Annotated in this window: 21 protein-coding genes; 13 read left to right on the top strand and 8 right to left on the bottom strand. The window is 61.2% G+C overall.

Annotation, left to right across the window (positions count from 1 at the left end):
• Positions 1-18 precede the first annotated feature (18 nt).
• Entirely contained in the window at positions 19-465 is a 447-nt protein-coding gene (locus tag C8K66_RS17400; RefSeq protein ID WP_046381975.1) for a DUF4879 domain-containing protein, read from the top strand.
• Between the two features lie 48 nt (positions 466-513).
• Here C8K66_RS17400 and C8K66_RS17395 read toward each other — a convergent pair whose 3' ends face one another.
• Positions 514-1,752 (bottom strand): MFS transporter, encoded by a 1,239-nt coding sequence (locus tag C8K66_RS17395; protein ID WP_017848282.1) that lies wholly within the window; start codon positions 1,750-1,752, stop codon positions 514-516.
• A 317-nt stretch (positions 1,753-2,069) separates the two neighbouring features.
• Here C8K66_RS17395 and C8K66_RS17390 point away from each other — a divergent pair, with 317 nt between their 5' ends.
• From C8K66_RS17390 to C8K66_RS17380, 3 genes are read left to right on the top strand one after another with little or no spacing between them, the layout of a single operon-like run.
• On the top strand, positions 2,070-3,509 hold the full coding sequence (locus C8K66_RS17390; protein ID WP_046381976.1) for a cytochrome ubiquinol oxidase subunit I: 1,440 nt from the start codon (positions 2,070-2,072) through the stop codon (positions 3,507-3,509).
• A 1-nt stretch (position 3,510) separates the two neighbouring features.
• Positions 3,511-4,518: a cytochrome d ubiquinol oxidase subunit II gene (gene cydB / locus C8K66_RS17385; protein ID WP_046381977.1), complete on the top strand. Its 1,008-nt coding sequence runs from the start codon at positions 3,511-3,513 to the stop codon at positions 4,516-4,518.
• Between the two features lie 12 nt (positions 4,519-4,530).
• Positions 4,531-4,698 (top strand): DUF2474 domain-containing protein, encoded by a 168-nt coding sequence (locus C8K66_RS17380; protein ID WP_017848279.1) that lies wholly within the window; start codon positions 4,531-4,533, stop codon positions 4,696-4,698.
• Positions 4,699-4,767: 69 nt separating this feature from the next.
• On the opposite strand, the gene C8K66_RS17375 is transcribed toward C8K66_RS17380, so the two are convergent.
• On the bottom strand, positions 4,768-5,892 hold the full coding sequence (locus tag C8K66_RS17375; RefSeq protein ID WP_108525517.1) for a class I SAM-dependent methyltransferase: 1,125 nt from the start codon (positions 5,890-5,892) through the stop codon (positions 4,768-4,770).
• 169 nt (positions 5,893-6,061) lie between these two features.
• Complete coding sequence (locus tag C8K66_RS17370) at positions 6,062-6,772, bottom strand: LuxR family transcriptional regulator (protein WP_046381979.1); 711 nt, start codon at positions 6,770-6,772, stop codon at positions 6,062-6,064.
• A 400-nt stretch (positions 6,773-7,172) separates the two neighbouring features.
• Here C8K66_RS17370 and C8K66_RS17365 point away from each other — a divergent pair, with 400 nt between their 5' ends.
• Positions 7,173-7,949: a ferredoxin--NADP reductase gene (locus tag C8K66_RS17365; RefSeq protein ID WP_046381980.1), complete on the top strand. Its 777-nt coding sequence runs from the start codon at positions 7,173-7,175 to the stop codon at positions 7,947-7,949.
• A 45-nt stretch (positions 7,950-7,994) separates the two neighbouring features.
• Here the strand turns inward: C8K66_RS17365 and mscL are convergent, their stop codons facing one another.
• Positions 7,995-8,411, bottom strand: coding sequence for a large-conductance mechanosensitive channel protein MscL (gene mscL / locus C8K66_RS17360; RefSeq protein ID WP_017848275.1), 417 nt, complete (start codon positions 8,409-8,411; stop codon positions 7,995-7,997).
• A gap of 287 nt (positions 8,412-8,698) precedes the next feature.
• Between mscL and katB the strand changes: the two genes are divergently transcribed.
• The 3 genes from katB (at position 8,699) to radA (ending at position 12,325) form a co-directional block, all read left to right on the top strand.
• Positions 8,699-10,240, top strand: a complete 1,542-nt coding sequence (gene katB, locus C8K66_RS17355; RefSeq protein ID WP_108525515.1) for a catalase KatB — start codon at positions 8,699-8,701, stop codon at positions 10,238-10,240.
• A gap of 133 nt (positions 10,241-10,373) precedes the next feature.
• Complete coding sequence (locus tag C8K66_RS17350) at positions 10,374-10,922, top strand: ankyrin repeat domain-containing protein (protein WP_104904399.1); 549 nt, start codon at positions 10,374-10,376, stop codon at positions 10,920-10,922.
• A 35-nt stretch (positions 10,923-10,957) separates the two neighbouring features.
• The gene (gene radA, locus C8K66_RS17345; RefSeq protein WP_017848272.1) at positions 10,958-12,325 is read left to right on the top strand and encodes a DNA repair protein RadA; all 1,368 of its coding nucleotides are present in this window, start codon (positions 10,958-10,960) and stop codon (positions 12,323-12,325) included.
• A 54-nt stretch (positions 12,326-12,379) separates the two neighbouring features.
• Here the strand turns inward: radA and C8K66_RS17340 are convergent, their stop codons facing one another.
• Positions 12,380-12,748 carry a PilZ domain-containing protein gene (locus C8K66_RS17340; protein ID WP_108525513.1) on the bottom strand — a complete coding sequence of 123 codons (369 nt, stop codon included), beginning with the start codon at positions 12,746-12,748 and terminating at the stop codon, positions 12,380-12,382.
• Between the two features lie 175 nt (positions 12,749-12,923).
• On the opposite strand from C8K66_RS17340, the gene C8K66_RS17335 reads away from it, so the two are divergent.
• The 3 genes from C8K66_RS17335 to yjiA all read left to right on the top strand — a co-directional run bounded on the left by C8K66_RS17335 (position 12,924) and on the right by yjiA (position 16,319).
• Entirely contained in the window at positions 12,924-14,990 is a 2,067-nt protein-coding gene (locus tag C8K66_RS17335) for a carbon starvation CstA family protein (RefSeq protein WP_017848270.1), read from the top strand.
• A gap of 15 nt (positions 14,991-15,005) precedes the next feature.
• Positions 15,006-15,203: a YbdD/YjiX family protein gene (locus C8K66_RS17330; RefSeq protein ID WP_017737420.1), complete on the top strand. Its 198-nt coding sequence runs from the start codon at positions 15,006-15,008 to the stop codon at positions 15,201-15,203.
• A gap of 156 nt (positions 15,204-15,359) precedes the next feature.
• Positions 15,360-16,319, top strand: a complete 960-nt coding sequence (yjiA, locus tag C8K66_RS17325) for a GTPase (RefSeq protein WP_046482156.1) — start codon at positions 15,360-15,362, stop codon at positions 16,317-16,319.
• Between the two features lie 186 nt (positions 16,320-16,505).
• Here yjiA and glyA read toward each other — a convergent pair whose 3' ends face one another.
• Both glyA and C8K66_RS17315 read right to left on the bottom strand, forming a co-directional pair.
• Positions 16,506-17,759 carry a serine hydroxymethyltransferase gene (gene glyA, locus C8K66_RS17320; RefSeq protein WP_017848268.1) on the bottom strand — a complete coding sequence of 418 codons (1,254 nt, stop codon included), beginning with the start codon at positions 17,757-17,759 and terminating at the stop codon, positions 16,506-16,508.
• A 242-nt stretch (positions 17,760-18,001) separates the two neighbouring features.
• Entirely contained in the window at positions 18,002-21,853 is a 3,852-nt protein-coding gene (locus C8K66_RS17315) for a bifunctional diguanylate cyclase/phosphodiesterase (protein ID WP_057005133.1), read from the bottom strand.
• 285 nt (positions 21,854-22,138) lie between these two features.
• On the opposite strand from C8K66_RS17315, the gene ettA reads away from it, so the two are divergent.
• Both ettA and gdhA read left to right on the top strand, forming a co-directional pair.
• Positions 22,139-23,803, top strand: a complete 1,665-nt coding sequence (gene ettA / locus C8K66_RS17310) for an energy-dependent translational throttle protein EttA (protein WP_017848266.1) — start codon at positions 22,139-22,141, stop codon at positions 23,801-23,803.
• Between the two features lie 300 nt (positions 23,804-24,103).
• On the top strand, positions 24,104-25,441 hold the full coding sequence (gene gdhA, locus C8K66_RS17305; protein ID WP_108525511.1) for an NADP-specific glutamate dehydrogenase: 1,338 nt from the start codon (positions 24,104-24,106) through the stop codon (positions 25,439-25,441).
• On the opposite strand, the gene C8K66_RS17300 is transcribed toward gdhA, so the two are convergent.
• Positions 25,438-25,935, bottom strand: a complete 498-nt coding sequence (locus C8K66_RS17300) for a GreA/GreB family elongation factor (protein ID WP_108525509.1) — start codon at positions 25,933-25,935, stop codon at positions 25,438-25,440. The genes gdhA and C8K66_RS17300 overlap by 4 nt on opposite strands.
• Positions 25,936-25,946: the final 11 nt, after the last annotated feature.

Genomic DNA, 25,946 nt, shown 5'->3' with positions numbered 1-25,946 from the left:
TTCAGGGTCATCGACAGCATGAAAAAAGCCAACCCGTGGAGTCTAGCTCTGATCGCTTGTATCAGCGCGTGGTTAGGCGCGGCACCGGCGTGGGGCGCGACTGCACCGGCCTTGAGCGAGGTGCGGGTGTTCAAGGTCGAGTCGGCCGGGTGTGTGGAAACGATTCCGGAGCGCTCCCAGAGCACACAGATGTGTACGCACCGTGGGCCCACCCAGGTGTCGGTGATGGAGGTTGGCCTGGGCAACAACCCGATGGGTCGCTTCAATGGCGCAGTACTCAACGGGCAACGCACTGCGGTGTGCCAGGTCGGCAACGTCAGCCAGGCCTGCAATGGCGCGGGCACGTTGATGGGCTACATCTATGTGTTCGACCTGAATGTCGAAGCCCAAGGCTGGTTCGAATACAGCAACACGTCGATCAACGCGCCGCGAAATACCTTGAATACCCAGCTCAATATCCGCTGATCAATGGCCCTGAACGTCACGGATATCCGCACCGGCTGGTGGTGAGGTTCAGCCCTTGGCTTCGTCCAGCGGCACATGCATGCGGTCGCGGTGAGCCAGGGTCGGGAACAGTTTGATCCACGTCCCGGTCACCACCAACGTGCCGATCCCGCCCATGACCACGGCGGGCACGGTGCCGAACCAGTGGGCGGTGATCCCGGATTCGAACTCGCCCAGTTGATTCGACGCGCCGATAAACAGGCCGTTGACCGCACTGACCCGCCCGCGCATGTCGTCCGGGGTTTCCAATTGCACGAAGGATGCGCGGATCACCATGCTGATCATGTCGGCGGCGCCCAGCACCACCAGCACCGCCAGGGAAAACCAGAACGAGGTGGACAGGCCGAAAGCGATGGTCGCCACCCCGAACACCCCGACGGCGGTAAACATCACACGGCCCACGTGTCGGTCGACCGAGAAGCGCGCCAGCCACAACGACATCAACAGCGCGCCCACCGCCGGCGCCGAACGCAGCAGGCCCAGGCCCCAGGCGCCGGTCAGCAGGATGTCCTTGGCGAACACCGGCAGCAACGCGGTGGCACCGCCGAGCAGCACGGCGAACAGGTCGAGGGAAATAGCCCCGAGGATGTCCGGGCGGCTGCGGATAAAGCGAATCCCCGCCAGTAGCGAGTCCATCGTGGCCTTGGCCTTGTTCAGCGGCGTCTGGCGCGCGGGCAGGTTGAGGGTCAGCGTGCAGGCAATGAGGTACAGCACCACGGTCGGGCCATACACCCACACGCTGCCGAACGCATAGAGCAAACCGCCGAGGGCCGGGGCGACGATGGTTGCCAGTTGCTGGGCCGATTGCGACGAGGCCACGGCGCGCGGGAACAGCGTGCTGGGCACGATGCTCGGGAGCAGCGCTTGGGTGGTGGGCATTTCAAAGGAGCGCGCGGCGCCGAGCAGGAAGGCGAGGATAAAGATCATCTCGCGGGTCACATTGCCGGTCAGGCCGCCAATGGCCAGGGACACGGCAATCAGCGCCTGCACGGTCTGACAGATAGCCGCCACCTTGCGCCGATCATAGCGGTCGGCCACATGCCCGGTGTGCAGCATGAACAGCACGCGGGGAACGAATTCCACCAGGCCGACCAGGCCCAGGTCCAGCACGTTGCCGGTCAGTTGATAGAGGTTCCAGCCGATGGCCACGGTGAGCATTTGGAAGCCGCTGGCGGTGAAGATCCGCGCCAGCCAGAACGCGATGAAAGGGCGGTGGTGACGCAACAGCAACGCGGGTTCATTGGGCATCGGGAGTTCGGGCCAGCGCGGTAGGGAAACCCGAGATTAGCATCAAGCTGTAACAAACAGTTGCAGAAACTGCGCTGAGGCAAGCTGTCACGCGGCAAAAGACCACACAGGCCAATTACCAAAATGGGACTACTCTTTTGACTGTGATTGATCCAGATCAAAGCTATTTCAGGATTTGTTCTGGCGGCCGCAAGGCCTGACTCCCTACGTGGTTGGTAAAAAAAGAAACGAATTGAAATTCGCCACACTCCATATCCGTGGGGGCAGTGGATGCGGCCTCCAGCCAGCATTCGGTATTACCTGACAGAGGAAGACTTATGTTCGGTTTGGAGGCGCTAGATCTCGCCCGAATTCAGTTCGCGTTTACTATCTCGTTCCACATCCTGTTCCCGGCGATCACCATCGGCCTGGCGAGTTACCTTGCGGTGCTGGAAGGCTTGTGGCTCAAGACCCATAACGATACCTACCGTGACCTCTACCATTTCTGGTCGAAGGTCTTTGCCGTCAACTTCGGCATGGGTGTGGTCTCCGGCTTGGTCATGGCGTACCAGTTCGGCACCAACTGGAGCCGCTTCTCGGACTTCGCCGGCTCCGTCACCGGGCCGCTGCTGACGTATGAAGTGCTCACGGCCTTCTTCCTCGAGGCCGGTTTCCTCGGCGTGATGCTGTTCGGCTGGAACAAGGTGGGGCGCAAGCTGCACTTTTTCGCGACCGTGATGGTGGCCGTCGGCACGCTGATTTCGACCTTCTGGATTCTCGCCTCCAACAGTTGGATGCAGACTCCCCAGGGCTTTGAAATCATCGACGGCCGCGTGATCCCCACGGACTGGCTGGCCGTGATCTTCAACCCCTCGTTCCCCTACCGCCTGATGCACATGGCCACGGCGGCGTTTGTGGCGACGGCGTTCTTCGTCGGTTCTTCGGCGGCCTGGCATTTGCTGCGTGGCAAGGACAACCCGGCGATCCGCAAGATGCTGTCGATGGCCATGTGGATGGCGCTGATCGTCGCGCCGATCCAGGCAGTGATCGGTGACTTCCACGGCCTCAACACCCTGCAGCACCAGCCGGCGAAAATCGCCGCGATCGAAGGCCACTGGGAAAACATCGGCAACGAGCCGACGCCACTGATCCTGTTCGGCTGGCCCGACATGAAGGCGGAAAAAACCAAGTACGCGGTGGAAATTCCCTACCTCGGCAGCCTGATCCTGACCCACTCCCTGGACAAACAGGTACCGGCGCTCAAGGAGTTCCCGCCTGAGGACCGCCCCAACTCGACCATCGTGTTCTGGTCGTTCCGGGTCATGGTCGGCCTGGGTTTCCTGATGATCTTCACCGGCCTGTTCAGCCTTTGGCTGCGTCGGGGCGGCAAGATGTATACGTCCCGGCCGTTCCTGTACCTGGCGTTGTGGATGGGCCCATCCGGCTTGATCGCGCTTCTCGCCGGTTGGTTCACCACCGAGATCGGCCGCCAGCCGTGGGTGGTCTACGGGCTGATGCGGACTGCGGATGCGTCCTCCGGGCATAGCCTGGCGCAGATGAGCATCACCCTGGTGCTGTTCGTGGTGGTGTACTTCGCGCTGTTCGGCGCCGGTTTGGGCTACATGATGCGCCTGGTGCGCAAAGGCCCGGTGGCCCACGACGGCATCGAGCCAACCCACGGTGGCCCAGGCCAGAAACGCACACCGGCGCGGCCGTTGTCGGCGGCCGATGACGGCAGCGATGACGATCACGTCGACCTCCAGCATAAGGGGCATTGAGATGGGTATTGATCTTCCGCTGATCTGGGCCGTGATCATCATCTTCGGCATCATGATGTACGTGGTCATGGACGGTTTCGACCTGGGCATCGGCATCCTCTTTCCGTTCATCCCCGGCAAGACCGACCGTGACGTGATGATGAACACCGTCGCCCCGGTCTGGGACGGTAACGAAACCTGGCTGGTACTGGGCGGCGCGGCATTGTTCGGCGCGTTCCCGCTGGCCTATTCGGTGGTGCTGTCGGCGTTGTACCTGCCGCTGATGCTGATGCTGATCGGGCTGATCTTTCGTGGCGTGGCCTTTGAATTCCGCTTCAAGGCCAAGGACCACAAGCGTCACCTGTGGGACAAGGCGTTCATCGGCGGGTCGCTGGCGGCCACGTTCTTCCAGGGCGTCGCGTTGGGTGCGTTCATCGACGGCATCCCGGTGGTCGATCGCCAGTTTGCCGGTGGCTCACTGGATTGGGCGACGCCGTTCACGATGTTCTGCGGCGTGGCGCTGATCGTGGCCTACGCGTTGCTCGGTTGCACCTGGCTGATCATGAAGACCGAAGGCAAGTTGCAGGAGCAGATGCACGACCTGGCGCGGCCATTGGCCTTCGTGGTGTTGGCGGTGATCGGTATCGTGAGTATCTGGACGCCGCTGTCGCACCCGGAAATCGCCTCGCGCTGGTTCACCCTGCCGAACCTGTTCTGGTTCCTGCCGGTGCCGATCCTGGTGCTGGTGACCATGTACGGGCTGATCCGCGCCGTGGCGCGCAACGCGCACTACACGCCGTTCCTGCTGACGCTGGTGCTGATCTTCCTCGGCTACAGCGGCCTGGGGATCAGCCTGTGGCCGAACATCATCCCGCCGTCGGTATCGATCTGGGACGCTGCCGCGCCGCCGCAAAGCCAGGGCTTCATGCTGGTGGGCACGTTGTTCATCATCCCGTTCATCCTGGGCTACACCTTCTGGAGCTACTACGTGTTCCGCGGCAAGGTCACCCATGAAGACGGTTATCACTAGGAGGGTCGTTTCATGTCCGGCAAACCTTCGTTGCACGAGATTGAACAGGCTGAGAAGCAACCGCTGTGGCGGCGCCTTGGTTGGTTGGCGATGATCTGGAGCGGCAGCGTGCTGGCCCTGTTCATCGTGGCCAGCCTGATGCGCCTGTTCATGAGCGCGGCCGGCCTGACCACGCACTGACATCCCATCCCGTTGCCTTGCGGCACGGTTTTTTGACCCTGCCCCTCTTTGGAGGGGCGGGGTCTTTTTTTATTTGCGCGCTTTGAGAATGACGAATTTGGGCGTGGCGGCCACTTGCTCGACGCCCCGGAACAGCCGCGCCAACTTGCTGTGATAACCCAGGTGACGGTTGCCGACTATATAAAGGGCACCGCCGACCACCAACGCTTCGCGCGCCTGCTGGAACATGCGCCAGGCGAGGAAGTCGCCGACCACCTGCTGCTGGTGGAACGGTGGATTGCACAGCACCACATCCAACGATTGCGGTGCCTGCCCGGCCAGGCCATCGTCGGCGCGGACGATGACCTCGCGATCACCCAGGGCCGCTTGCCAGTTCTCGGCGGCCGATTGCACGGCCATGTAGGACTCGTCCACCAAGGTGTAATGCGCGTCCGGGTTCAGCAGGGCGCTGGCAATCGCCAGTACGCCATTGCCGCAACCCAGGTCGGCGACTCGCGCACTGCCAAGGCCCGTGGGCAAGTGTGGCAGGAAGGCGCGGGTGCCGATGTCCAGGCTTTCGCGGCAGAACACGTTGGCGTGGTTGAGCAGGGCGATGGCTGGAGTGTCCAAGGCGTAACGGGTGGGGTAGGGCGAGACGGCGGCCGGGCGCTCCCCAACGGTGGCGATCAACAGCCGCGCCTTTTTGATCGCGAGGGACGCGTGCATCGGCCCGATGTACTGCTCCAGCAATTCACCGGCGGCCCGTGGCAGATGCTTGACCATCGCTGCGGCGATAACTTCAGCGCCCGGCGCCAGTTGGCCCTGCAGGCGGATCAACTGTTCTTCGAGCAGCGCCAGGGTTTTCGGCACGCGGATCAGCACCCGGTCGAATGGCCCGACAGGCACTTGGCTGGCGGGAATGAACGACACCGCATCGAACGCCTTGCCGTTGCGCAGCAGGTTTTTTTCCAGGCCTTGGGCGGCGAGAAACGAGTCGCCGCTGGATGTCACCTGCACATGGCCCTCAAGGCTGGCGGCCAATGCGCCAAAGCTATCGTTAAGCACCAGCACGCGAGTTGCGGCGTTCGGTTGCTGTTCGGCCAGGTAGCTGAGCAGATACTCGTCGGCGGCGTCGAAGGCCTGCAGCGGATCATTGTGCTGCTCGGGTTGACGGATCAGATCGAGCTGGGCGAACGGGCTTTCGAGCAGGGGCATGGCGGGGGAGGCTCTGGGTAATCGATGGGTGTTCGACAGGCGCTGTGGCGGCCGGCGGAACCGTCTGAGTGAACTGCGAGGCGGCACCGAGGGGCTGCGTCAACACTCAGAGTTGGCCGTAAATGTTACTTTTTTTTTGGAGTGATTACATGCGGTGTTTCAAAGCGGGTTAAAACAAGCCTGCTTTCGAGGCACAGAGCACCGCAGCAATTTTGTTATTGACGCCCATTTTAGTGAAGATGCTTTTGAGATGAAAACCAATGGTGCGTTCCGACAGGCACAGTATGGCGGCGATATCGGCAGCCGTTTTGCCCAGGGCTGACCATTTGAGGATTTCTGTCTCCCGTGGTGTCAATTTGCAGGCCGAAGGCGCGTTGGGCTTGTCGGCATATTTCTGTGCGACCACCGCATGCATCGCATGACAGAGCCACAATACCTGGCCGGCCTTTTCGTACAGCTCTTCCGGGCTGACCTCGCCCTTGCTGCGTCCCAGAGTCAGCATGCTGAACACGCCCTGGAAATCGTGGACCGCCTGGGTCCATCCAAGATGCACGCCAGAGGACCGGGCCAGTTCCCACAAATTCGGCGCGGCGCCGAACACTTTTTCCTCCCAGACAATCGGTAGTACGCAACGTTTGCAGTGGGTGACAACCGGGTCTACGTCGAAAAAGTGGGCCTGGTCGTACAGGGAGTTCCATTCATTTGGGTAGTTGTTGAGGCAAATCGGTTTGCATGGGTGTGTGGGTCGCTGTGAACTCATCGTGAAGGAACAGAATTGGAAGCCAAGCTCGTAGGTTTTGTTGATGACCATTTCAAATACACTGGTGATCTTGTCCTCGCCTTCCAGTTTAGGGAGTCGTGTATTGCGCCAGTTGACCATCGGAAAATCTCCATGGAGTTCTTTGTGACTTGGGTACGTCCTGGCCCCCAATGTTGCACGCAAATTAGTGTAGGACATGGACTACACTTGCAGCGGAAATTTTCGTTCTTGTTCGTCGTGTTCTAAGACTCTTTAAGCAGGTGTGCAACTTTCGTCCGCAACTTTTTGCGAAGTTTTGCCCTTTTTTAGTGGGTTTTAGCGTCTGTAGTGCGTCACTGACAATCGCACTATGGGGCGATGTTGTGATGTGTCTTGGACTAATAGCCAAATGTTTAGTAGTGCAATTAAATAGCCATCAACTTGTGGTTTTTTTGCTCTATTCACAATGCCACTACCGACTGCGGGTGTTTCCGCACGTGACTTTGAGGGACACTAGGGCACCTGTAGAACGGAGCTCCCCATGACGGCCAGTGCTGAGAAATTTACCCGCCAGACCCTGCTCGACGTGCAATCGCTGACCCCCAGCCTCTTCACCCTGCGCACCACCCGTGACCCGGGCTTTCGGTTCACCGCCGGCCAGTTCGTGCGCCTGGGGGTGACCAAGGCCGATGGCAGCACGGTATGGCGCGCGTACTCCGTGGTGTCGTCGCCGTTTGATGAGTACCTGGATTTTTTCTCGATCGTGGTGCCCGGTGGCGAGTTCACCAGCGAGCTGAGCCGTCTGCGCGTCGGCGATACGTTGATGGTCGAGCGTCAGGCCACAGGCTTCCTGACCCTGAACCGGTTTGTCGACGGTCGTGACTTATGGTTGCTGGGCACCGGCACCGGAGTGGCGCCGTTCCTGTCGATCCTGCAGGACTTCGAGGTCTGGGAAAAATTCGAGCGCATCATCCTCGTGTACAGCGCCCGGGAAGCCAGGGAGCTGGCCTATCAGTCGCTGATCCAGGGGCTGGCGCAGCGTGAGTACCTGGCCGAGTACGCCCACAAGCTGACCTATCTGCCGCTGGTCACCCGCGAGCAGCACCCCGGCGCCCTGCACGGGCGCATTACCACCCTGATCGCGAATGGCGAGCTGGAGCGCGCAGCCGGCGTCGCGCTGACCCCAGAGCATTCGCGCGTGATGATTTGCGGCAACCCGCAGATGATCGACGACACCCGTCAGTTGCTCAAACAACGCGATATGCAATTGAGCCTGTCCCGGCGCCCCGGCCAGGTGGCGGTGGAGAACTACTGGTAACAAAAAAGGCGCCCCTGGAGGCGCCTTCGTTCAAATCGATACGGCTTATTGCGGTTTGTCGTTCTGTGCCTTGAGCAGATCGCGGATCTCACCCAGCAACACTTCTTCCTTGCTCGGCGTCGGCGGCAGGCTGGGGGCCACGGCTTCTTCGCGTTTCAGGCGGTTGATGGCCTTCACGCCCATGAAGATCGCAAACGCGACGATCAGGAAGTCGATCACGCTCTGGATGAACTTGCCGTAGGCCAGCACGACCGCCGGGACATCACCCTGCGCAGCCTTGAGCGTCACCGCCAGATCAGCGAAGTCCACACCGCCGATCAACAGACCGATCGGTGGCATCACCACGTCGCCTACAAACGAGGAAACAATTTTGCCGAAGGCGGCGCCGATGATAATCCCGACGGCCATGTCGACCACATTACCTTTGACCGCGAAGGCCTTGAACTCACTGATCACGCCCATAGGTTATTCCTTGTTACAGATGAGAAGGGTGGAAGTCAGTGTAAGTCAGTCGTAGCGGGCTTGCCTGACACAACTGTTAACACTGTCGGTTTTTATCGACACATTAAATCGCAAATAGTTTGCAAAGTGCCATCAATCGCGCGCGAAATACCCGCGATTTCAGTGAGTTACCAGATTATTTTTTCAATCGACCCGTTGGGGTTTTTCTATTTATCTTCTGACTCGCGGGTCACTAGCCTCTGGCAAGCACAACTGAATGTGCATTAAAAAAACCAGAGGAAACCTCGATGAACAACCCAATGAGCCGCGCGCCCGTTCTGGCGCGACATGCGCTGGTGCTGGCAACCGTCAGTCTGCTTTCGCTGTCTGTGCAGGCCGCCAACCTGACCCGCGACAATGGTGCCGCCGTCGGCGACAACCAGAACTCGCAAACCGCGGGCGCCAACGGCCCGGTGCTGCTGCAAGATGTGCAACTGATTCAGAAGCTGCAACGCTTCGACCGCGAACGCATCCCCGAGCGCGTGGTACATGCCCGTGGCACCGGCGCTCACGGCACGTTTACCGTCACCGATAACCTCAGCGACCTGACCAAGGCCAAAGTTTTCGCCGCCGGTGAGGCAACCCCGGTATTCGTGCGGTTCTCGGCGGTGGTACACGGCAATCACTCCCCGGAAACCCTGCGCGACCCTCGCGGCTTCGCCACCAAGTTCTACACCGCCGACGGCAACTGGGACCTGGTCGGCAACAACTTCCCGACGTTCTTTATCCGAGACGCCATCAAGTTCCCGGACATGGTCCACGCCTTCAAACCCGACCCGCGCACTAACCTGGATGATGACTCGCGTCGTTTCGACTTCTTCTCCCATGTTCCCGAAGCCACCCGCACCCTGACCGAGCTGTACTCCGACTCCGGCACGCCGGCCAGTTACCGCGAAATGGACGGCAACGGCGTACATGCCTACAAGTTGATCAACGCCAAGGGCGAAGTGCATTACGTCAAGTTCCACTGGAAGAGCCTGCAAGGCATCAAGAATCTTGATCCCAAGCAAGTCACCGACGTACAGGGCCGTGACTACAGCCATATGACGAATGACTTGGTCACCCATATCAACAAGGGCGACTTCCCCAAGTGGGACTTGTACGTGCAGGTGCTCAAACCTGAGGAACTGGCCAAGTTCGATTTCGACCCGCTGGACGCCACCAAGATCTGGCCCGGCATACCCGAGCGCAAAGTCGGGCAGATGGTGTTGAACCGCAACCCGGCCAATGTCTTCCAGGAAACCGAGCAAGTGGCCATGGCCCCGGCCAATCTGGTGCCGGGCATCGAGCCGTCGGAAGACCGCCTGCTGCAAGGCCGGGTGTTCTCCTATGCCGACACGCAGATGTACCGCCTGGGCGCCAACGCCCTGCAACTGCCGATCAACGCGCCACGGGTCACCGTCAACAACGGCAACCAGGACGGCGCGATGAATTCCGGCAAGACCAGCACCGGCGTGAACTACCAGCCAAGCCGCCTGCTGCCACGGGAAGAGCCGCAAAACGCACGCTACAGCCAGTCGCCGCTGGCAGGCAGTACCCAGCAGGCGAAGATCCAGCGTGAGCAGAACTTCAAGCAGGCCGGTGATCTGTATCGCTCCTACAGCAAGAAAGAACGTCAGGACTTGATCGACAACTTCGGCGGCTCCCTGGCCACCACCGACGACGAGAGCAAGCACATCATCCTGTCCTTCCTCTATAAAGCCGACCCGGAATACGGCGCCGGCGTGACCAAGGTCGCCAAAGGTGACCTGGCCCGCGTGAAAGCGCTGGCACAAAAACTCACCGACTAACCCCCCCCTGTAGGAGCGAGCTTGCTCGCGAAGATCCGCCAGGCAACGCGTGCATCCAGGATGCACGCGTCATCGTTGACGTTTTTCGCGAGCAAGCTCGCTCCTACAAGGGTTTTGTAGAGGAGTTGAATCAATGCGTACCTTCATCGGCGCGCTGCTGGCCTGCTGGTCGCTGAGCGGGGTTGCCGGGCAGCCTGCGCCCAATGACGCAGCGGCGCTCAAGGCGCAATTGCAAGGCTACTATTTCGATGCCGCACGTCGCGGCGACCTGCCCATGCTCGATACCTTCATCGACGCCGGCTTCCCCCTCAATACCCAGGACGACAAGGGCTACACCGCACTGATCCTCGCCGCCTACCATGGCGAAAGCGCCTACGTTGAACGTCTGCTCGCCGCCGGCGCCGATGCCTGTGTGCAGGACAAGCGCGGCAACACCGCGTTGATGGGCGCGATTTTCAAGGGCGAGCTGAAGATTGCCCAGCGCCTGCTGGCCACCGACTGCAACCCCGACCAGCGCAACGGCGCCGGGCAGACCGCCGCCATGTACGCCGGGCTGTTCAAGCGTCTCGAACTGCTCGACGAATTGAAGGCCAAAGGCGCCGACCTGAATGCCGAAGACCCGATCGGCAACAGTGCTTCACGATTGGCCGGCGGTGAAATCCGGACCCCGGCGCCGCGCTGAGCTATCATCGCGGTTTTTCGGTTGGAGGTTCTCAAATGGCAAAGGCCAAGCGCATGTACGGCTGCACCGAGTGCGGCGCGACCTTTCCCAAGTGGGCCGGCCAGTGTACCGAGTGCGGGGCGTGGAACACCCTCACCGAAACCATGATCGAAAGCGGCGGCGCTGCGGCCCCCAGCGGCCGTGCCGGCTGGACCGGGCAACAGGCGCAGATCAAGACCCTGGCCGAAGTCAGCGTCGAGGAAGTCCCGCGTTTCTCCACCGCGTCCGGTGAGCTCGATCGGGTGCTGGGCGGTGGCCTGGTGGACGGTTCGGTGGTGCTGATCGGCGGCGACCCCGGTATCGGCAAGTCGACCATCCTGTTGCAAACCCTGTGCAGCATCGCCAGCCGCATGCCGGCGTTGTACGTCACCGGCGAAGAATCCCAGCAACAAGTGGCCATGCGCGCACGCCGCCTGGGCTTGCCCCAGGACCAACTGCGGGTGATGACCGAAACCTGCATCGAAAGCATCATCGCCACCGCGCGGATCGAAAAACCCAAGGTCATGGTGATCGACTCGATCCAGACGATTTTCACCGAGCAACTGCAATCGGCCCCGGGCGGCGTGTCCCAGGTGCGTGAGAGCGCGGCGCTGCTGGTGCGCTATGCCAAGCAGAGCGGCACGGCGATTTTCCTGGTCGGTCACGTGACCAAGGAAGGCGCGCTGGCCGGGCCACGGGTGTTGGAGCACATGGTCGACACCGTGCTGTATTTCGAAGGCGAGTCCGATGGCCGTTTGCGTTTGCTGCGCGCGGTGAAGAACCGCTTCGGTGCGGTGAACGAGCTGGGCGTATTCGCCATGACCGACCGCGGGCTGAAAGAAGTCTCCAACCCCTCGGCGATTTTTCTGACCCGTGCCCAGGAAGAAGTCCCCGGTAGTGTGGTGATGGCAACGTGGGAAGGCACCCGGCCGATGCTGGTGGAAGTCCAGGCGCTGGTGGACGACAGCCATTTGGCCAACCCGCGTCGAGTGACCCTGGGCCTGGACCAGAACCGCCTGGCAATGCTGCTTGCGGTACTCCATCGGCACGGCGGCATCCCGACCCATGACCAGGACGTGTTCCTTAACGTGGTGGGCGGGGTCAAGGTGCTGGAGACCGCGTCCGACCTGGCGTTGATGGCGGCGGTGATGTCCAGCCTGCGCAACCGGCCGCTGCCCCACGACCTGCTGGTGTTCGGCGAAGTTGGCCTGTCGGGCGAGGTGCGCCCGGTGCCCAGCGGTCAGGAGCGTTTGAAAGAAGCGGCCAAACACGGCTTCAAGCGTGCGATCGTGCCCAAGGGCAACGCGCCGAAGGAAGCGCCGCCGGGGTTGCAGGTGATTGCAGTGACGCGGCTGGAGCAGGCGTTGGATGCACTTTTCGAGTAGCCCGCAACACCGCAGTACACATGTGGGAGGGAGCAAGCCCCCTCCCACCGGTGGTCAGTGCTCCAGCAGCGCGCCCAACTGCCGCTCCAGTTCTGCCTGATCCCCCAGGTTCAACTCGATCAAGCGGCGCAAATGGCTGATCGATTCCAGACTGATGTGCTCGCATTCAAACCCCAGGTGACCGTTCTGGTCATGGGTCAGCCTGACCTGCATCTGCACATCGGTATTGGCGTCCAGGTGGATATCCACATCGAACGACTCGGTGCCGATGCTGTGCCAGGGCGTCGGTTTCTGCACCAACAAGCCCTTCAGCGATAAGTCCACCAGTTGCACCGACCATTCCCGACCGTTCTGCCGGAGTTTGGTCTTGGCATCAAAGGCGATCCGGCGAAAACGACGACGATCAGACGCATGCTCGGTCATGGTGAAACCCTCTGTGGATGAAGGGATTGTAGCCCTACGCCATTATTGAGGCTTTATTTCTGCTTTTTTTGCCATGGGAAGGCTCTAGACCAACGTAGGGGGCTGGCCTTTAAGGCCAGTAGCGCTAAACTCGAGCTGGTTGTCCTTTCTGTCCACCCTGGCTGGAATACAAAAAATGAAAAATAATAATAGCCTGCTACGCCACTTACCCTGGCTGGTACTGGCCATAGTAGGTGCGTGCGCTTTGGGCGTAGTGGCCTTACGCCGCGGCGAGGCGATCAATGCCTTGTGGATCGTCGTCGCAGCAGTGGCGATCTATCTGGTCGCCTATCGCTACTACAGTCTGTTCATCGCCAATAACGTGATGCAACTCGATCCACGACGGGCCACCCCCGCAGTGGTCAATAACGACGGTCTGGACTTCGTACCGACCAACAAACACATCCTTTTCGGTCACCACTTTGCGGCGATTGCCGGTGCAGGCCCCTTGGTCGGCCCGGTGTTGGCGGCGCAAATGGGTTATCTGCCCGGAACCCTGTGGCTGATCGCCGGCGTGGTACTGGCCGGTGCGGTGCAGGACTTCATGGTGCTGTTCCTGTCTACCCGTCGTAACGGCCGTTCCCTGGGGGATATGGTCCGCGAAGAGATGGGCCGCATTCCCGGGACCATCGCGCTGTTCGGCTGCTTCCTGATCATGATCATCATCCTCGCGGTGCTGGCGCTGATCGTGGTCAAGGCCCTGGCCGAGAGCCCGTGGGGCATCTTCACGGTGATGGCGACCATCCCGATCGCGATGTTCATGGGCATCTACATGCGCTACATCCGCCCGGGCCGCATCGGTGAAATTTCGATCGTCGGCGTGTTGTTGTTGCTCGGTTCGATCTGGCTGGGCGGGCAGATTGCCGCCGACCCGGTCTGGGCCAAGGTCTTCAGTTTCACCGGCATCCAGATCACCTGGATGCTGATCGGCTACGGTTTCGTCGCGGCGGTACTGCCGGTGTGGCTGATCCTGGCCCCGCGTGACTACCTGTCGACCTTCCTCAAAATCGGCACCATCGTCGCCTTGGCCATCGGTATCCTGGTGACCATGCCCGACCTGAAAATGCCGGCGCTGACCCAGTTCATCGATGGCACCGGCCCGGTGTGGAAGGGCGGTCTGTTCCCGTTCCTGTTCATCACCATTGCCTGCGGTGCGGTCTCGGGCTTCCACGCGCTGATCTCTTCAGGCACCACGCCGAAGTTGCTGGCCAGTGAAGGCCACGCCCGGTACATCGGGTATGGCGGCATGTTGATGGAGTCGTTCGTGGCCATCATGGCAATGGTTGCCGCTTCGGTGATCGAGCCGGGTGTGTACTTCGCCATGAACAGCCCGGCGGCGATCGTCGGCTCGGACGTGGTCACCGTCGCTCAAACCGTCAGCAGCTGGGGCTTTGCGATTACGCCTGAGGCGCTGTCGGCCGTTGCCCATGACATCGGCGAAACCACCGTGCTGGCTCGTGCCGGCGGTGCGCCGACGCTCGCGGTGGGTATCGCGCAGATCCTGCACAGTGTGCTGCCGGGTGAAAACACCATGGCGTTCTGGTACCACTTTGCGATCCTGTTCGAAGCGCTGTTCATCCTGACGGCCGTCGACGCCGGTACCCGTGCCGGGCGCTTCATGCTGCAGGACCTGCTGGGCTCCTTCGTGCCGGCGCTCAAGCGCACCGAGTCCTGGACGGCCAACCTGATCGCGACCGCCGGTTGTGTGGCGATGTGGGGTTACCTGTTGTATCAAGGCGTGATCGACCCGCTGGGCGGCATCAACACCTTGTGGCCGCTGTTCGGTATCTCCAACCAGATGCTGGCAGGTATCGCGCTGATGCTGGCGACCGTCGTGCTGATCAAAATGAAGCGCCAACGCTACATCTGGGTGACCATGCTGCCGGCCGTCTGGCTGCTGATCTGCACCACCACGGCGGGCTTCATCAAGCTGTTCGACGCCAACCCGGCGATCGGCTTCCTGTCGCTGGCGAAGAAGTACAGCGATGCGCTGGCCAACGGCCAGATCCTCGCCCCGGCCAAGAGCATCGACCAGATGCAGCATGTGATCTGGAACGCCTACACCAACGCAACGCTGACGGCGCTGTTCCTGTTCGTGGTCTTCAGTATCCTGTTCTATGCGCTCAAAGTCGGCGTCGCCGCCTGGGGCAACAAAGAGCGCACGGATAAAGAAGCCCCGTTCCAGGCCGTACCGGACGCATGATCGAGGATTGCAGCCATGTTCAATGACATCAGTCGCCTCGGTAAATACCTCGGTCAGGCCGCGCGCCTGATGGTCGGCATGCCCGACTACGACACTTACGTCGAGCATATGCAAACCAAACACCCGGACAAGCCGATGATGGACTACAAGACGTTCTTCCGGGAACGCCAGGAAGCCCGTTACGGCGGCAAGGGTGGGCCCAAGTGCTGCTAAGTTGGTAAAACCGCTTTACCTGTAGGAGCGAGCTCGCTCGCGAACAACGCAAGGACACCACGTGCATCCAGATAGCACGGGTTATCGTTGACGTTCTTCGCGAGCAAGCGCGCTCCTACAGTTGTTTTTACCTCCCCATTTTCAGGAGAACTGTCTTTGTCCTCTCCCATTCCCGTCACGGTCCTCAGTGGCTTCCTCGGCGCCGGCAAGACCACGTTGCTGCGTCACCTGCTCAAAGCCGAGCACGGCTTGAAAATCGCCGTGATCGAAAACGAATTCAGCGACGCCGGTATCGACACCCAGCTATTGGGCAACGAGCCCGTGCAAGTCATGACCCTGTCCAACGGCTGTGTGTGTTGCACCATCCACACCGACCTGACCAAAGCCCTGTATCTGTTGCTGGAGCGTCTCGACAGCGGCGAAATCGCCTTCGACCGCCTGGTGATCGAATGCACCGGCCTGGCCGACCCGGCCCCCGTGGCCCAGACCTTTTTCATCGATGAAGAGCTGCGCGAGCGCTACATCCTCGACGGCATCATCACCCTGGTGGACGCGGCCCACGCCGAGCACCACCTGACCCAAACCATCGCCCAGGCACAGATCGGGTTTGCCGACCGCCTGCTGGTGAGCAAGCGCGACCTGGTGGACGACGCCAGCTTCGATGCCCTCAGCCAGCGCCTGACCCGCATCAACCGCCGCGCGCCGATTCGCGTGGTCGACCACGGCGCCATCGACCTGGCCGAGCTGCTCGACGTGCGCGGCTTCAACCTCAACGCCGGCATGAACCTGCGCCCGGTCAGCGCTGCGCCGTCCATCGACCGCATCTCCAGCCTGGTGCTGCGCACCGAACAGCCGCTGGATATCGACCGCCTCAGCGAGTTCATGAACGAGTTGTTGGAAGACCACGGCAAGCAACTGCTGCGCTACAAGGGCGTGCTGAACATCGCCGGCGACGATCGGCGCATGGTGTTCCAGGGCGTGCTGAAGCTCTACGGTTTCGATTGGGATACCGAATGGGCCGAGGGCGAAACGCGGGAGAGTGTGATCGTGTTTATTGCCGATGAGTTGCCGGAAGACAAGATTCGCGAGGGTTTTGCGAAGGTCTATCAAGCCTAACTTGGAAATGCGATCAAAAATGTGGGAGGGGGCTTGCCCCCGATAGCTGTGTGTCAGCCATACATGTGTCGACTGACCCACCGCCATCGGGGGCAAGCCCCCTCCCACATTGGCCGGTATTCCAAATCCTGATCTGCATAAAAAAGCCCGGCTCAAGAGCCGGGCTTTTTATTCAAGCAACTGCAATCAAGCGCCGTACACCGGCAGCTTTTTGCAGATGGCCTTGACCTTCTCACGGACCGCGTCGATCACGGCGTCGTTGTTCAGGTCAGCCAGGATGTCGCAGATCCAGCCGGCCAGTTCCTTGCACTCTGCTTCCTTGAAGCCACGAGTGGTCACGGCCGGGGTGCCGAAACGCAGGCCCGAGGTGACGAACGGCGAACGTGGGTCGTTCGGCACGGAGTTTTTGTTCACGGTGATGAAGGCTTTGCCCAGGGCGGCGTCAGCATCTTTACCGGAGATGTCCTGCTTGATCAGCGACAGCAGGAACAGGTGGTTTTCAGTCCCGCCGGATACCACGTCAAAACCGCGTGCGATAAACACTTCGGCCATGGCCTTGGCGTTTTTTACCACTTGTTGCTGGTAAGTCTTGAACTCAGGCTGCAGGGCTTCTTTGAAGCAGACCGCTTTGGCGGCGATCACGTGTTCCAGCGGGCCGCCTTGGGAGCCTGGGAATACCGCAGAGTTGAGCTTCTTCTCGATCTCGGCGTTGGCGCGCGCCAGGATCAGGCCGCCACGCGGACCGCGCAGGGTCTTGTGGGTGGTGGTGGTGACCACGTCAGCGAACGGCACCGGGTTCGGGTAGACGCCAGCGGCGACCAGACCGGCCACGTGGGCCATGTCGACGAACAGGTACGCGCCCACTTTGTCGGCGATGGCGCGGAAACGTGGGAAGTCGAGGATCTGCGAGTAGGCAGAGAAACCGGCCACGATCATTTTTGGCTTGTGCTCGACCGCCAGGCGCTCGACTTCGTCGTAGTCGATCAGGCCGTTGGCATCGATACCGTATTGAACGGCGTTGTACAGCTTGCCGGAGGACGAAACGCTGGCGCCGTGGGTCAGGTGACCGCCGTGGGCCAGGCTCATGCCCAGGATGGTGTCGCCGCCTTGCAGCAGGGCCAGGTACACGGCGCTGTTGGCTTGGGAGCCGGCGTGTGGCTGGACGTTGGCGTAATCGGCGCCGAACAGTTGCTTGGCGCGGTCGATGGCCAGTTGCTCAACCACGTCGACGTATTCGCAGCCGCCGTAGTAGCGCTTGCCTGGGTAGCCTTCGGCGTACTTGTTGGTCAGAACCGAACCTTGAGCCTCCATTACCGCAGGGCTGGTGTAGTTTTCCGAAGCGATCAGCTCAATGTGCTCTTCCTGGCGCACGGCTTCTTGCTCCATGGCGGCGAAGAGATCGGCGTCGTACTTGGCAATGGTCAAATCACGGCTGAACATGGCGGTCCTCAAGGATCGGGGGGCAGAAAAGGAAGGCATTCTAACCTAATGGGTTTTAGATGGCATATGAAAGGACGTCATGTCGCGGACAAGTGGTGTTCATCTGGCGGGGGGGACTGTGCCGCCGCCATCGGGAGCAAGCGCCCTCCCACATTTGAATGTATTCACAAATCGAAGTGTGGGAGGGGCGGTGCGACGATTCGACGTGCTCCCGATGGGGCCGCCGGCTTCACCACAAACTCTCAGTCGAACATGAACAGCGCATCATTGCTGAACTGCGCCGCGAACCGATTCGGCGGCATCGGCCGCCCGAACAGATAACCTTGCACCTCATCGCAGCCATGCTCGCGCAGGAAGTCCAGTTGCTCATGGGTCTCCACGCCCTCGGCGATCACCGCCAGGTTGAGGCTGTGGGCCATGGCGATGATCGCGCGGGCGATTTGCGCATCCTGCTCGCCGGACGGCAGGCCGTCGACGAAGGTACGGTCGATCTTGAGCACGTCGATGGGGAATTGCTTGAGGTAGTTGAGCGACGAATAACCGGTGCCGAAGTCGTCCACCGCAATGCTCAGGCCGAGGTTTTTCAGGCTGGCGAGGATCTGCATGGCTTCGTTGACTTCGCGCATCAGGATACTTTCGGTCAGCTCCAGCTCCAGGCACGCTGGCGGCAGGCCGGTGTCCTCAAGGATGCTGGCGATACGCTCACCCAACTGACCATCGGAGAATTGCCGCGCCGAGATGTTCACCGAGACTTTCGGCACCCGCACCTTGTTCTGGTGCCAGCTCTTGAGCTGGCGGCAGGCTTCGCTGATCACCCAGTCGCCCACATCCACCACCAGGCCCAACTCTTCCAGCACTGGAATGAAGTCCCCTGGCGGCACCAGGCCACGGCGCGGGTGGCGCCAGCGCAGCAAGGCTTCGGCGCCGGTCAGGCGTTTGCCGTCGCCGCTGAATTGCGGCTGGTAATAGAGCACGAATTCGTTCTGGTCGAGGGCGTGGCGCAGGTCGCTTTCCAACTCCAGGCGCTCCAGGGCGCTGGCGTTCATGTCGGCCTGGTAGAACTGGAAGTTGTTCTTGCCACGCTCCTTGGCGTGATACATCGCGGTGTCGGCGTTTTTCATCAACTGGCTCAGCTCGTTGCCGTCCTGCGGGCTGAGGGCGATGCCGATACTTGCGGTGACGAAAAACTCGCGGCCTTCCAGCACGAACGGTCTGACCAGGCTGGCGAGGATTTGCTCGGCCACGTGAATCGCGCGGTTCAGCGCCATTTCGCGGCTGATCCGCGGCTGCAGGAGCAGGGTGAACTCGTCACCGCCCATGCGCGCCACGGTGTCGTCTTCGGCCACGCAACCGAGCAGGCGGGTAGCCATCTCCTTGAGCATGCGGTCGCCGGCGGCGTGGCCCAGGGAGTCGTTGATCGGTTTGAAGCGGTCGAGGTCGAGGAACATCAGCACCACCCACGACTTCTGCCGTTCGGCCGACTGCAGTGCGGTGTGCAGGCGGTCCTGGAACAGCGTGCGGTTGGGCAGGTGGGTCAGGGCGTCGTAATAGGCCAGGCGGTGGATGCGCTGTTCGCTGGCCTTGCGCTCGCTGATATCGCTGAAGAAGCAGACGTAGCTGGCCAGGTCGCCTTCATCGTCGAACACGGCGGTAATGCCGACCCAGGCCGGGTAATGCTCGCCGTTGCGGCGCTTGAGCCACACTTCGCCTTCCCAGGTGCTGTGCTGGTGCAACTGCTTGAGCACGTAGCGCAGGTGGGCTTCCTGCTGCTCGTCGACGGTGAGCATGTTCGGCAACTGGTCGAGCACGTCCGCCACGGCGTAGCCACTGACGCGGCTGAACGCCTCGTTGGCCTGCACGATATAGCCGGCCGGGTCGGTGATCAGGATCGCCGACGTGGAGTGCTCGAATACCGTGGCGGCCATGCGCAGGTCTTTCTCGGCGCGGCGCTGCTGGCTGATATCGCGGCCGACGCCGAGGATGCCCTCGAAGGCGCCGTGCTCGTCCCACACCAGCACCAGGCGCAGCTCGATCGGAACTTTACGCCCGTCGGCGCGCAGGCAGTCGAACAGGTACAGTTGGGTGTGGATGTCATCGCGCAGCTTGGCCAGCGCCTCGGCGTCGCCCAAGGCCCGGCTGACTTGCTCGACCAGGCTGTAGATGCCGGCCAATTGCTGCGGGTTGGCGATGATTGACTGCCAGCCATTCTTGAACACCCAGTCCACGTCATAGCCCAGCACGGCGTTGACCGAGGGGCTGATGTAGTTGAGGGCGAGGCGGCTGTCGGTGGAGCAGATCACGTCGCTGATGCTTTCGGCCAGCATGCGGTAGCGCTGTTCGCTGTCACGCAGGGATTCGCTGGCCTCGATCTGATCGGTAATGTCCTTGGCCACGCCGATGATGCGCGTGACCTGCGCGGTCTTGTCCCCGGCCAGGGCTTGCTCGCGGATATCGAAGCGGCGCCATTGATTGTTGCGGTGGCGAAAGCGCAACTGGCATTGCAGTTGGCTCGAATAACCGGCCTGGCGCTGCTGCTGGCGCAAGTCGTGGTAATGCTCGGCGTCCTCGGGGTGCAGCAGGATTTCCCAGAAGTACTCGCCCATTTGCTGCAATTCGGCCTTGTTATAGCCGAGGGTGTGGCCCAGGTGGTGGTTGCTGAAAATCATCCGCTGGCTGATCACATCTTGCACATACAGGTGATCGGGCACGGTTCGCACCACGTCCGACCAGAAACTTTCGCGCTCCACCAGCGACAGTTCGATCAGCTTGCGGCTGGTGATGTCGCTGATGCTGAGGATCACCGCCTTGAAGTCGTCGCGCTGTTCCGGCAGGCGCATCACCAGCCACAGGTATTGGTTGTTGCCGAGCACATCGTTGAGCTGGATTTCCAGTTCCAACTGGTTCTGTTGGGTCAGCACCGCCTCGAGCACCTGATAGCCGATAGCCGTGGCGTTGCGTGGGCAGTCATCGATCAGGCGTTCCCAGGCTTGCTCGCACGAGCTGACGTTCAACAGGCGCACCGCCACCTGGTTGACCTCGGTGACGCGCAGTTCCTTGAGCAACTGGCGACGCGCTTCGGGGTTGCCCTGCAGCCACCCGTGCAATTGCTCGCGCGTGCGGATCTTGGCCTTGTCGAAGAACGCGTTGAGCCCCGACAGGTCAAGCACGCACAGGGCCACGCCGGTGCCTTCGAAAATATCCTGATAACGCCGCCGACCTTCGTTCACCTGGCGCTGGCGGCGGCGCATATTCAACAGCACGATCACCGGCACCAACGAGAAGGCCAGGCCCAGCAGGCACTTGCCGATAAACGCCGGCAGCAATTGTTCCAGCACGGCGTTACGGTCGAAGAGGCCGCGCAGTTGCCAGTCGCTTTTGCTCAGTGGCGTGACCAGCACGCTTTTTTTCAACTCGTCCGGGGTCAGGGCGGCGGCCAATTGTGTCGGCATGCCGCTGTCACGGCTGACTACGTGGTGGTTCAGGCGATTCTCGACGGCCCACATCGGCCGCTGGCCCTGGCCATCCTGGCGGGTAAGGTTGGCCAGGTAGTTCGGCGCCAGGCGCAGCGCCCAGTACATTTTCGAATCGCCACTGGGCTGATGCAGCAGCAGATAAATGATGGTGCCGTTGTTGTCGTTGCTCAGGTAGTAGGGCTGGGAATGGCTGCGCTTGACCAGTTCCTCGAGGAAGTCGCTGTCCTGGCTGTCTTTGGCCGTGTCGCGGATTATCGCGCCGCTGGGGGCGAGCAGCGCGAAGCTGCGCAGTTCCGGCAGAGAGCGTTGCAAGCTGAGCATCAACGCCTGTTGCTGTTCGTCGTTGCGCGGCGGCTCGACCATCGGCAGCAGATTCAGCGCGATCTGTGCGCTCAGGGCCATGTTCAGGCTGATCTGTTCCGCCAGGTCGGCGCTGTAGTCGATGGTGTATTGCTGCTGGTTTTTCTGGTTCTGCTGCAGTTGGTCGAGCAGTTGCCAGAACAATAACGCGAGCAACATGAGGACAAGCGTCGCCAATGCGCCTTTGAGGGTGCCGTGCAGGGGCGCTCCCGGCGCTATGTGAGCGGCGCGCAGGGGAGTAGGCGGCGTGACGTTGGACAAACTGTGATCCTGCGGTTTGGCTGGACTGGCGCGCGACATGCACTATAAGCCGGACGCCCGGAGGGCGGCTAGCATGCCTTGACTTGTGGCAAAGTGCCAGTCCTGCCTGGCTGGACTGCCCTGGCGCATTCAGGTAGCTTTGCCGGTTACGCGGGGGCGTTCCAGCCCCAGACAATCAGGCTTTTTCCGCTCGCAGGCATTGATCAAGGTCAACGGCCCGCGCGGCGCATGGTCTGGCACGGGCTTCGCCCGCTCAATTCATCAGTCACTGACGCTAGGTTCACCATGGCTCAATACGTCTTCACCATGCATCGGCTGGGCAAAGTTGTTCCGCCGAAGCGGGAAATCCTGAAAAACATTTCGCTGTCTTTTTTCCCCGGCGCCAAGATCGGCGTGCTCGGCCTCAACGGTTCGGGTAAATCCACCCTGTTGAAAATCATGGCCGGCGTCGACACCGAGTTCGAAGGCGAAGCCCGCCCGATGCCCGATCTGAACATCGGCTACCTGCCGCAAGAACCGATCCTGGACCCGGCCAAGACCGTGCGCGAAGTGGTCGAAGAGGCCGTCAGCGTGATCAAGGACGCCCAGGCCCGCCTGGACGAAGTCTACGCCGCCTACGCCGAACCGGATGCTGACTTCGACAAGCTGGCCGCCGAACAGGCCAAGCTCGAAGCCATCCTGCAGGCTGGCGACGGTCACAACCTCGATCGCCAGCTGGAAGTCGCCGCCGATGCGCTGCGCCTGCCGGCGTGGGACGCCAAGGTCGAACACCTGTCCGGTGGTGAGAAGCGCCGTGTGGCCCTGTGCCGCCTGCTGCTGTCGGCTCCCGACATGCTGCTGCTCGACGAACCGACCAACCACTTGGACGCTGATTCCGTCGCCTGGCTGGAACATTTCCTTCACGACTTCCCGGGCACCGTGGTTGCGATCACGCACGACCGGTACTTCCTGGACAACGTCGCCGGCTGGATTCTCGAACTCGACCGTGGCGCCGGCATCCCTTACGAGGGCAACTACTCCGGTTGGCTCGAAGCCAAGTCCGACCGTCTGGCCGCCGAATCCAAGCAGCAATCGGCCCACGAAAAAGCCATGAAGGAAGAACTGGAGTGGGTGCGCAAAGGCGCCAAGGCCCGCCAGTCCAAATCCAAGGCACGTCTGCAACGCTTTGAAGAAATGCAGTCGCAGGAATTCCAGAAGCGCAGCGAAACCAACGAGATCTACATCCCGGCCGGTCCGCGCCTGGGTGACAAGGTCATCGAATTCAAGAACGTGTCCAAAGGCTATGGCGACCGCGTGTTGATCGACAACCTGTCGTTCTCCATGCCAAAAGGCGCGATCGTCGGCGTTATCGGCGGTAACGGTGCGGGTAAATCCACACTGTTCCGCATGCTGATGGGCAAGGAAACCCCGGACTCGGGCACCATCGAAGTCGGTGAAACCGTGCAACTGGCCTGCGTGGACCAAAGCCGCGAAGACCTCGACGGCAGCAAAACTGTGTTTCAGCAGATTTCCGACGGTTCCGACCAGATCCGTATCGGCAACTATGAAATCCCGTCGCGCACCTACGTCGGCCGTTTCAACTTCAAGGGCGGCGACCAGCAGAAGTTCGTCAAGGACCTGTCCGGTGGTGAGCGTGGTCGCTTGCACCTGGCCCTGACCCTGAAAGAGGGCGGCAACGTCCTGCTGCTCGACGAACCGTCCAACGACCTCGACGTTGAAACCCTGCGTTCCCTGGAAGAAGCCCTGCTGGACTTCCCGGGCGCCGCCATTGTGATCTCTCACGATCGGTGGTTCCTCGACCGCGTCGCGACCCACATCCTCGCGTATGAAGATGACTCGCAGGCGGTGTTCTTCGAAGGTAACTACACCGAGTACGAAGCGGATCGCAAGAAACGCCTGGGCGAAGCTGCTGCCCAGCCGCACCGTGTACGTCACAAGAAACTGGCCTGATTCGGGTCGGTCTGGAAAAAGCGGAGCCTTCGGGCTCCGTTTTTTTTGCCCATTGCTTCCTGACGAACATCGATCAAATGTGGGAGGGGGCTTGCCCCCGATAGCGGTTTTTCAGTTGGTGCATGGCGCCGTTTTGAAATCCCCTTTTAGGTGCGATAAATGCCTGTTTTTCAGGTTTATTTATATCCAATGCACCATTTAAATTCACAAAGGCGACATTTTGCCCTGTCGTGGTGCGACATGAATTGATAAAGTCCGGCTCAATCGCCCTTAACGACAATAAATTTGCCGAGACTTTTCATGATCGAATCCGTTGAATCCTTCCTTGCCCGCCTGAAGAAACGCGACCCCGACCAGCCGGAATTCCACCAGGCCGTAGAAGAAGTCCTACGCAGCCTGTGGCCGTTTCTTGAAGCCAATCCTCACTACCTGACCTCGGGCATCCTGGAGCGCATCTGCGAGCCGGAACGTGCGATTACTTTCCGGGTGTCGTGGGTCGATGATCACGGCAAGGTTCAGGTCAACCGCGGTTTCCGTATCCAGATGAACAGTGCCATCGGCCCGTACAAGGGCGGCCTGCGCTTTCACCCGTCGGTCAACCTGGGCGTATTGAAATTCCTCGCCTTCGAACAGACCTTCAAAAACTCCCTGACCTCGTTGCCCATGGGCGGCGGCAAAGGCGGCTCGGACTTCGACCCCAAGGGCAAGAGCGACGCCGAAGTGATGCGCTTCTGCCAGGCGTTCATGAGCGAGTTGTACCGCCATATCGGCGCGGACGTGGACGTCCCGGCCGGCGATATCGGCGTGGGTGCCCGCGAGATCGGTTTCCTGTTCGGCCAGTACAAGCGCCTGAGCAACCAGTTCACCTCCGTGCTGACCGGCAAAGGCATGACCTACGGCGGCAGCTTGATCCGCCCCGAAGCCACCGGTTTCGGTTGCGTGTACTTCGCTGAAGAAATGCTCAAGCGCGATGGCCAGCGGGTCGAGGGCAAACGCGTGGCGGTCTCCGGCTCCGGCAACGTGGCGCAATACGCGGCGCGCAAGGTCATGGACCTGGGCGGCAAGGTGATTTCGCTGTCCGACTCCGAAGGCACCCTGTACGCCGAAAACGGGTTGACGGAGGAGCAATGGTCGGCGCTGCTGGAGCTGAAAAACGTCCAGCGCGGTCGCATCAGCGAACTGGCGGCCCGTTACGGCCTGGAGTTCCGCGCCGGTAAAACCCCGTGGGAACTGGCGTGCGACATCGCGCTGCCATGCGCCACCCAGAACGAACTCAACGCCGACGCTGCCCGCGCCCTGTTGCGCAACGGCTGCCTCTGCGTGGCCGAAGGCGCCAACATGCCGACCACCCTGGAGGCTGTGGATATCTTTATCGACGCAGGCATTCTGTTCGCCCCGGGTAAGGCGTCCAACGCTGGCGGCGTGGCGGTGAGTGGCCTGGAAATGTCGCAGAACGCCATGCGCCTGCTGTGGACCGCCGGTGAGGTGGACAGCAAACTGCACAACATCATGCAGTCGATCCACCACGCGTGCGTGCATTACGGTGAGGAAAACGGCCGGATCAACTACGTGAAGGGCGCGAATATCGCCGGCTTCGTCAAAGTCGCCGACGCGATGCTGGCCCAAGGCATCGTCTAGGTCTCGGCCTCGATGCGCAGCACTTCGATCAACTGATCGCCGACGGGGCGCTGCCACAGCACCTCGTCGCCCACCCGGGCCCCGAGCAGCGCCCGACCCAGGGGCGAACCCCAGTTGATCAGGCCCGCAGCGGCATCGGCCTGGTCTTCACCGACCAACTGAATGCGCTGTTGCTCGTCCTGCTCATTGGCAAAGGTCACCCAACTGCCGATCTGCACCTTGTCGGTGGACACGGCCGGCGGCACCACCTGGGCACTCTGTAGCCGCTGGTTGAAGTAACGCAAATCCCGCTCAAGGTCGGCCTGGCGCTGTTTGTCGGCCTGTTCGCCCTTGGCGGATTCGACGCTGTATTCCTGCTGCAACTGCGCAACCTTGGCCTGCAACTGCGCCAACCCGCGCGCGGTGAGGCGATTGGGTTGCTCGCTGACCTGACGCTCGACCGGTGGGTCGGCCTGGGCGGCGGCGCTGTCTTCATTCACAAAAGCTCGGCTCATGACAGGCTCCC

The organism is Pseudomonas sp. GV105, from assembly GCF_003058185.1.
Lineage (GTDB): Bacteria > Pseudomonadota > Gammaproteobacteria > Pseudomonadales > Pseudomonadaceae > Aquipseudomonas > Aquipseudomonas veronii.
The sequence above is the reverse complement of the archived record's forward strand: the minus strand, read 5'-3'. Positions and strand labels throughout refer to the sequence as shown.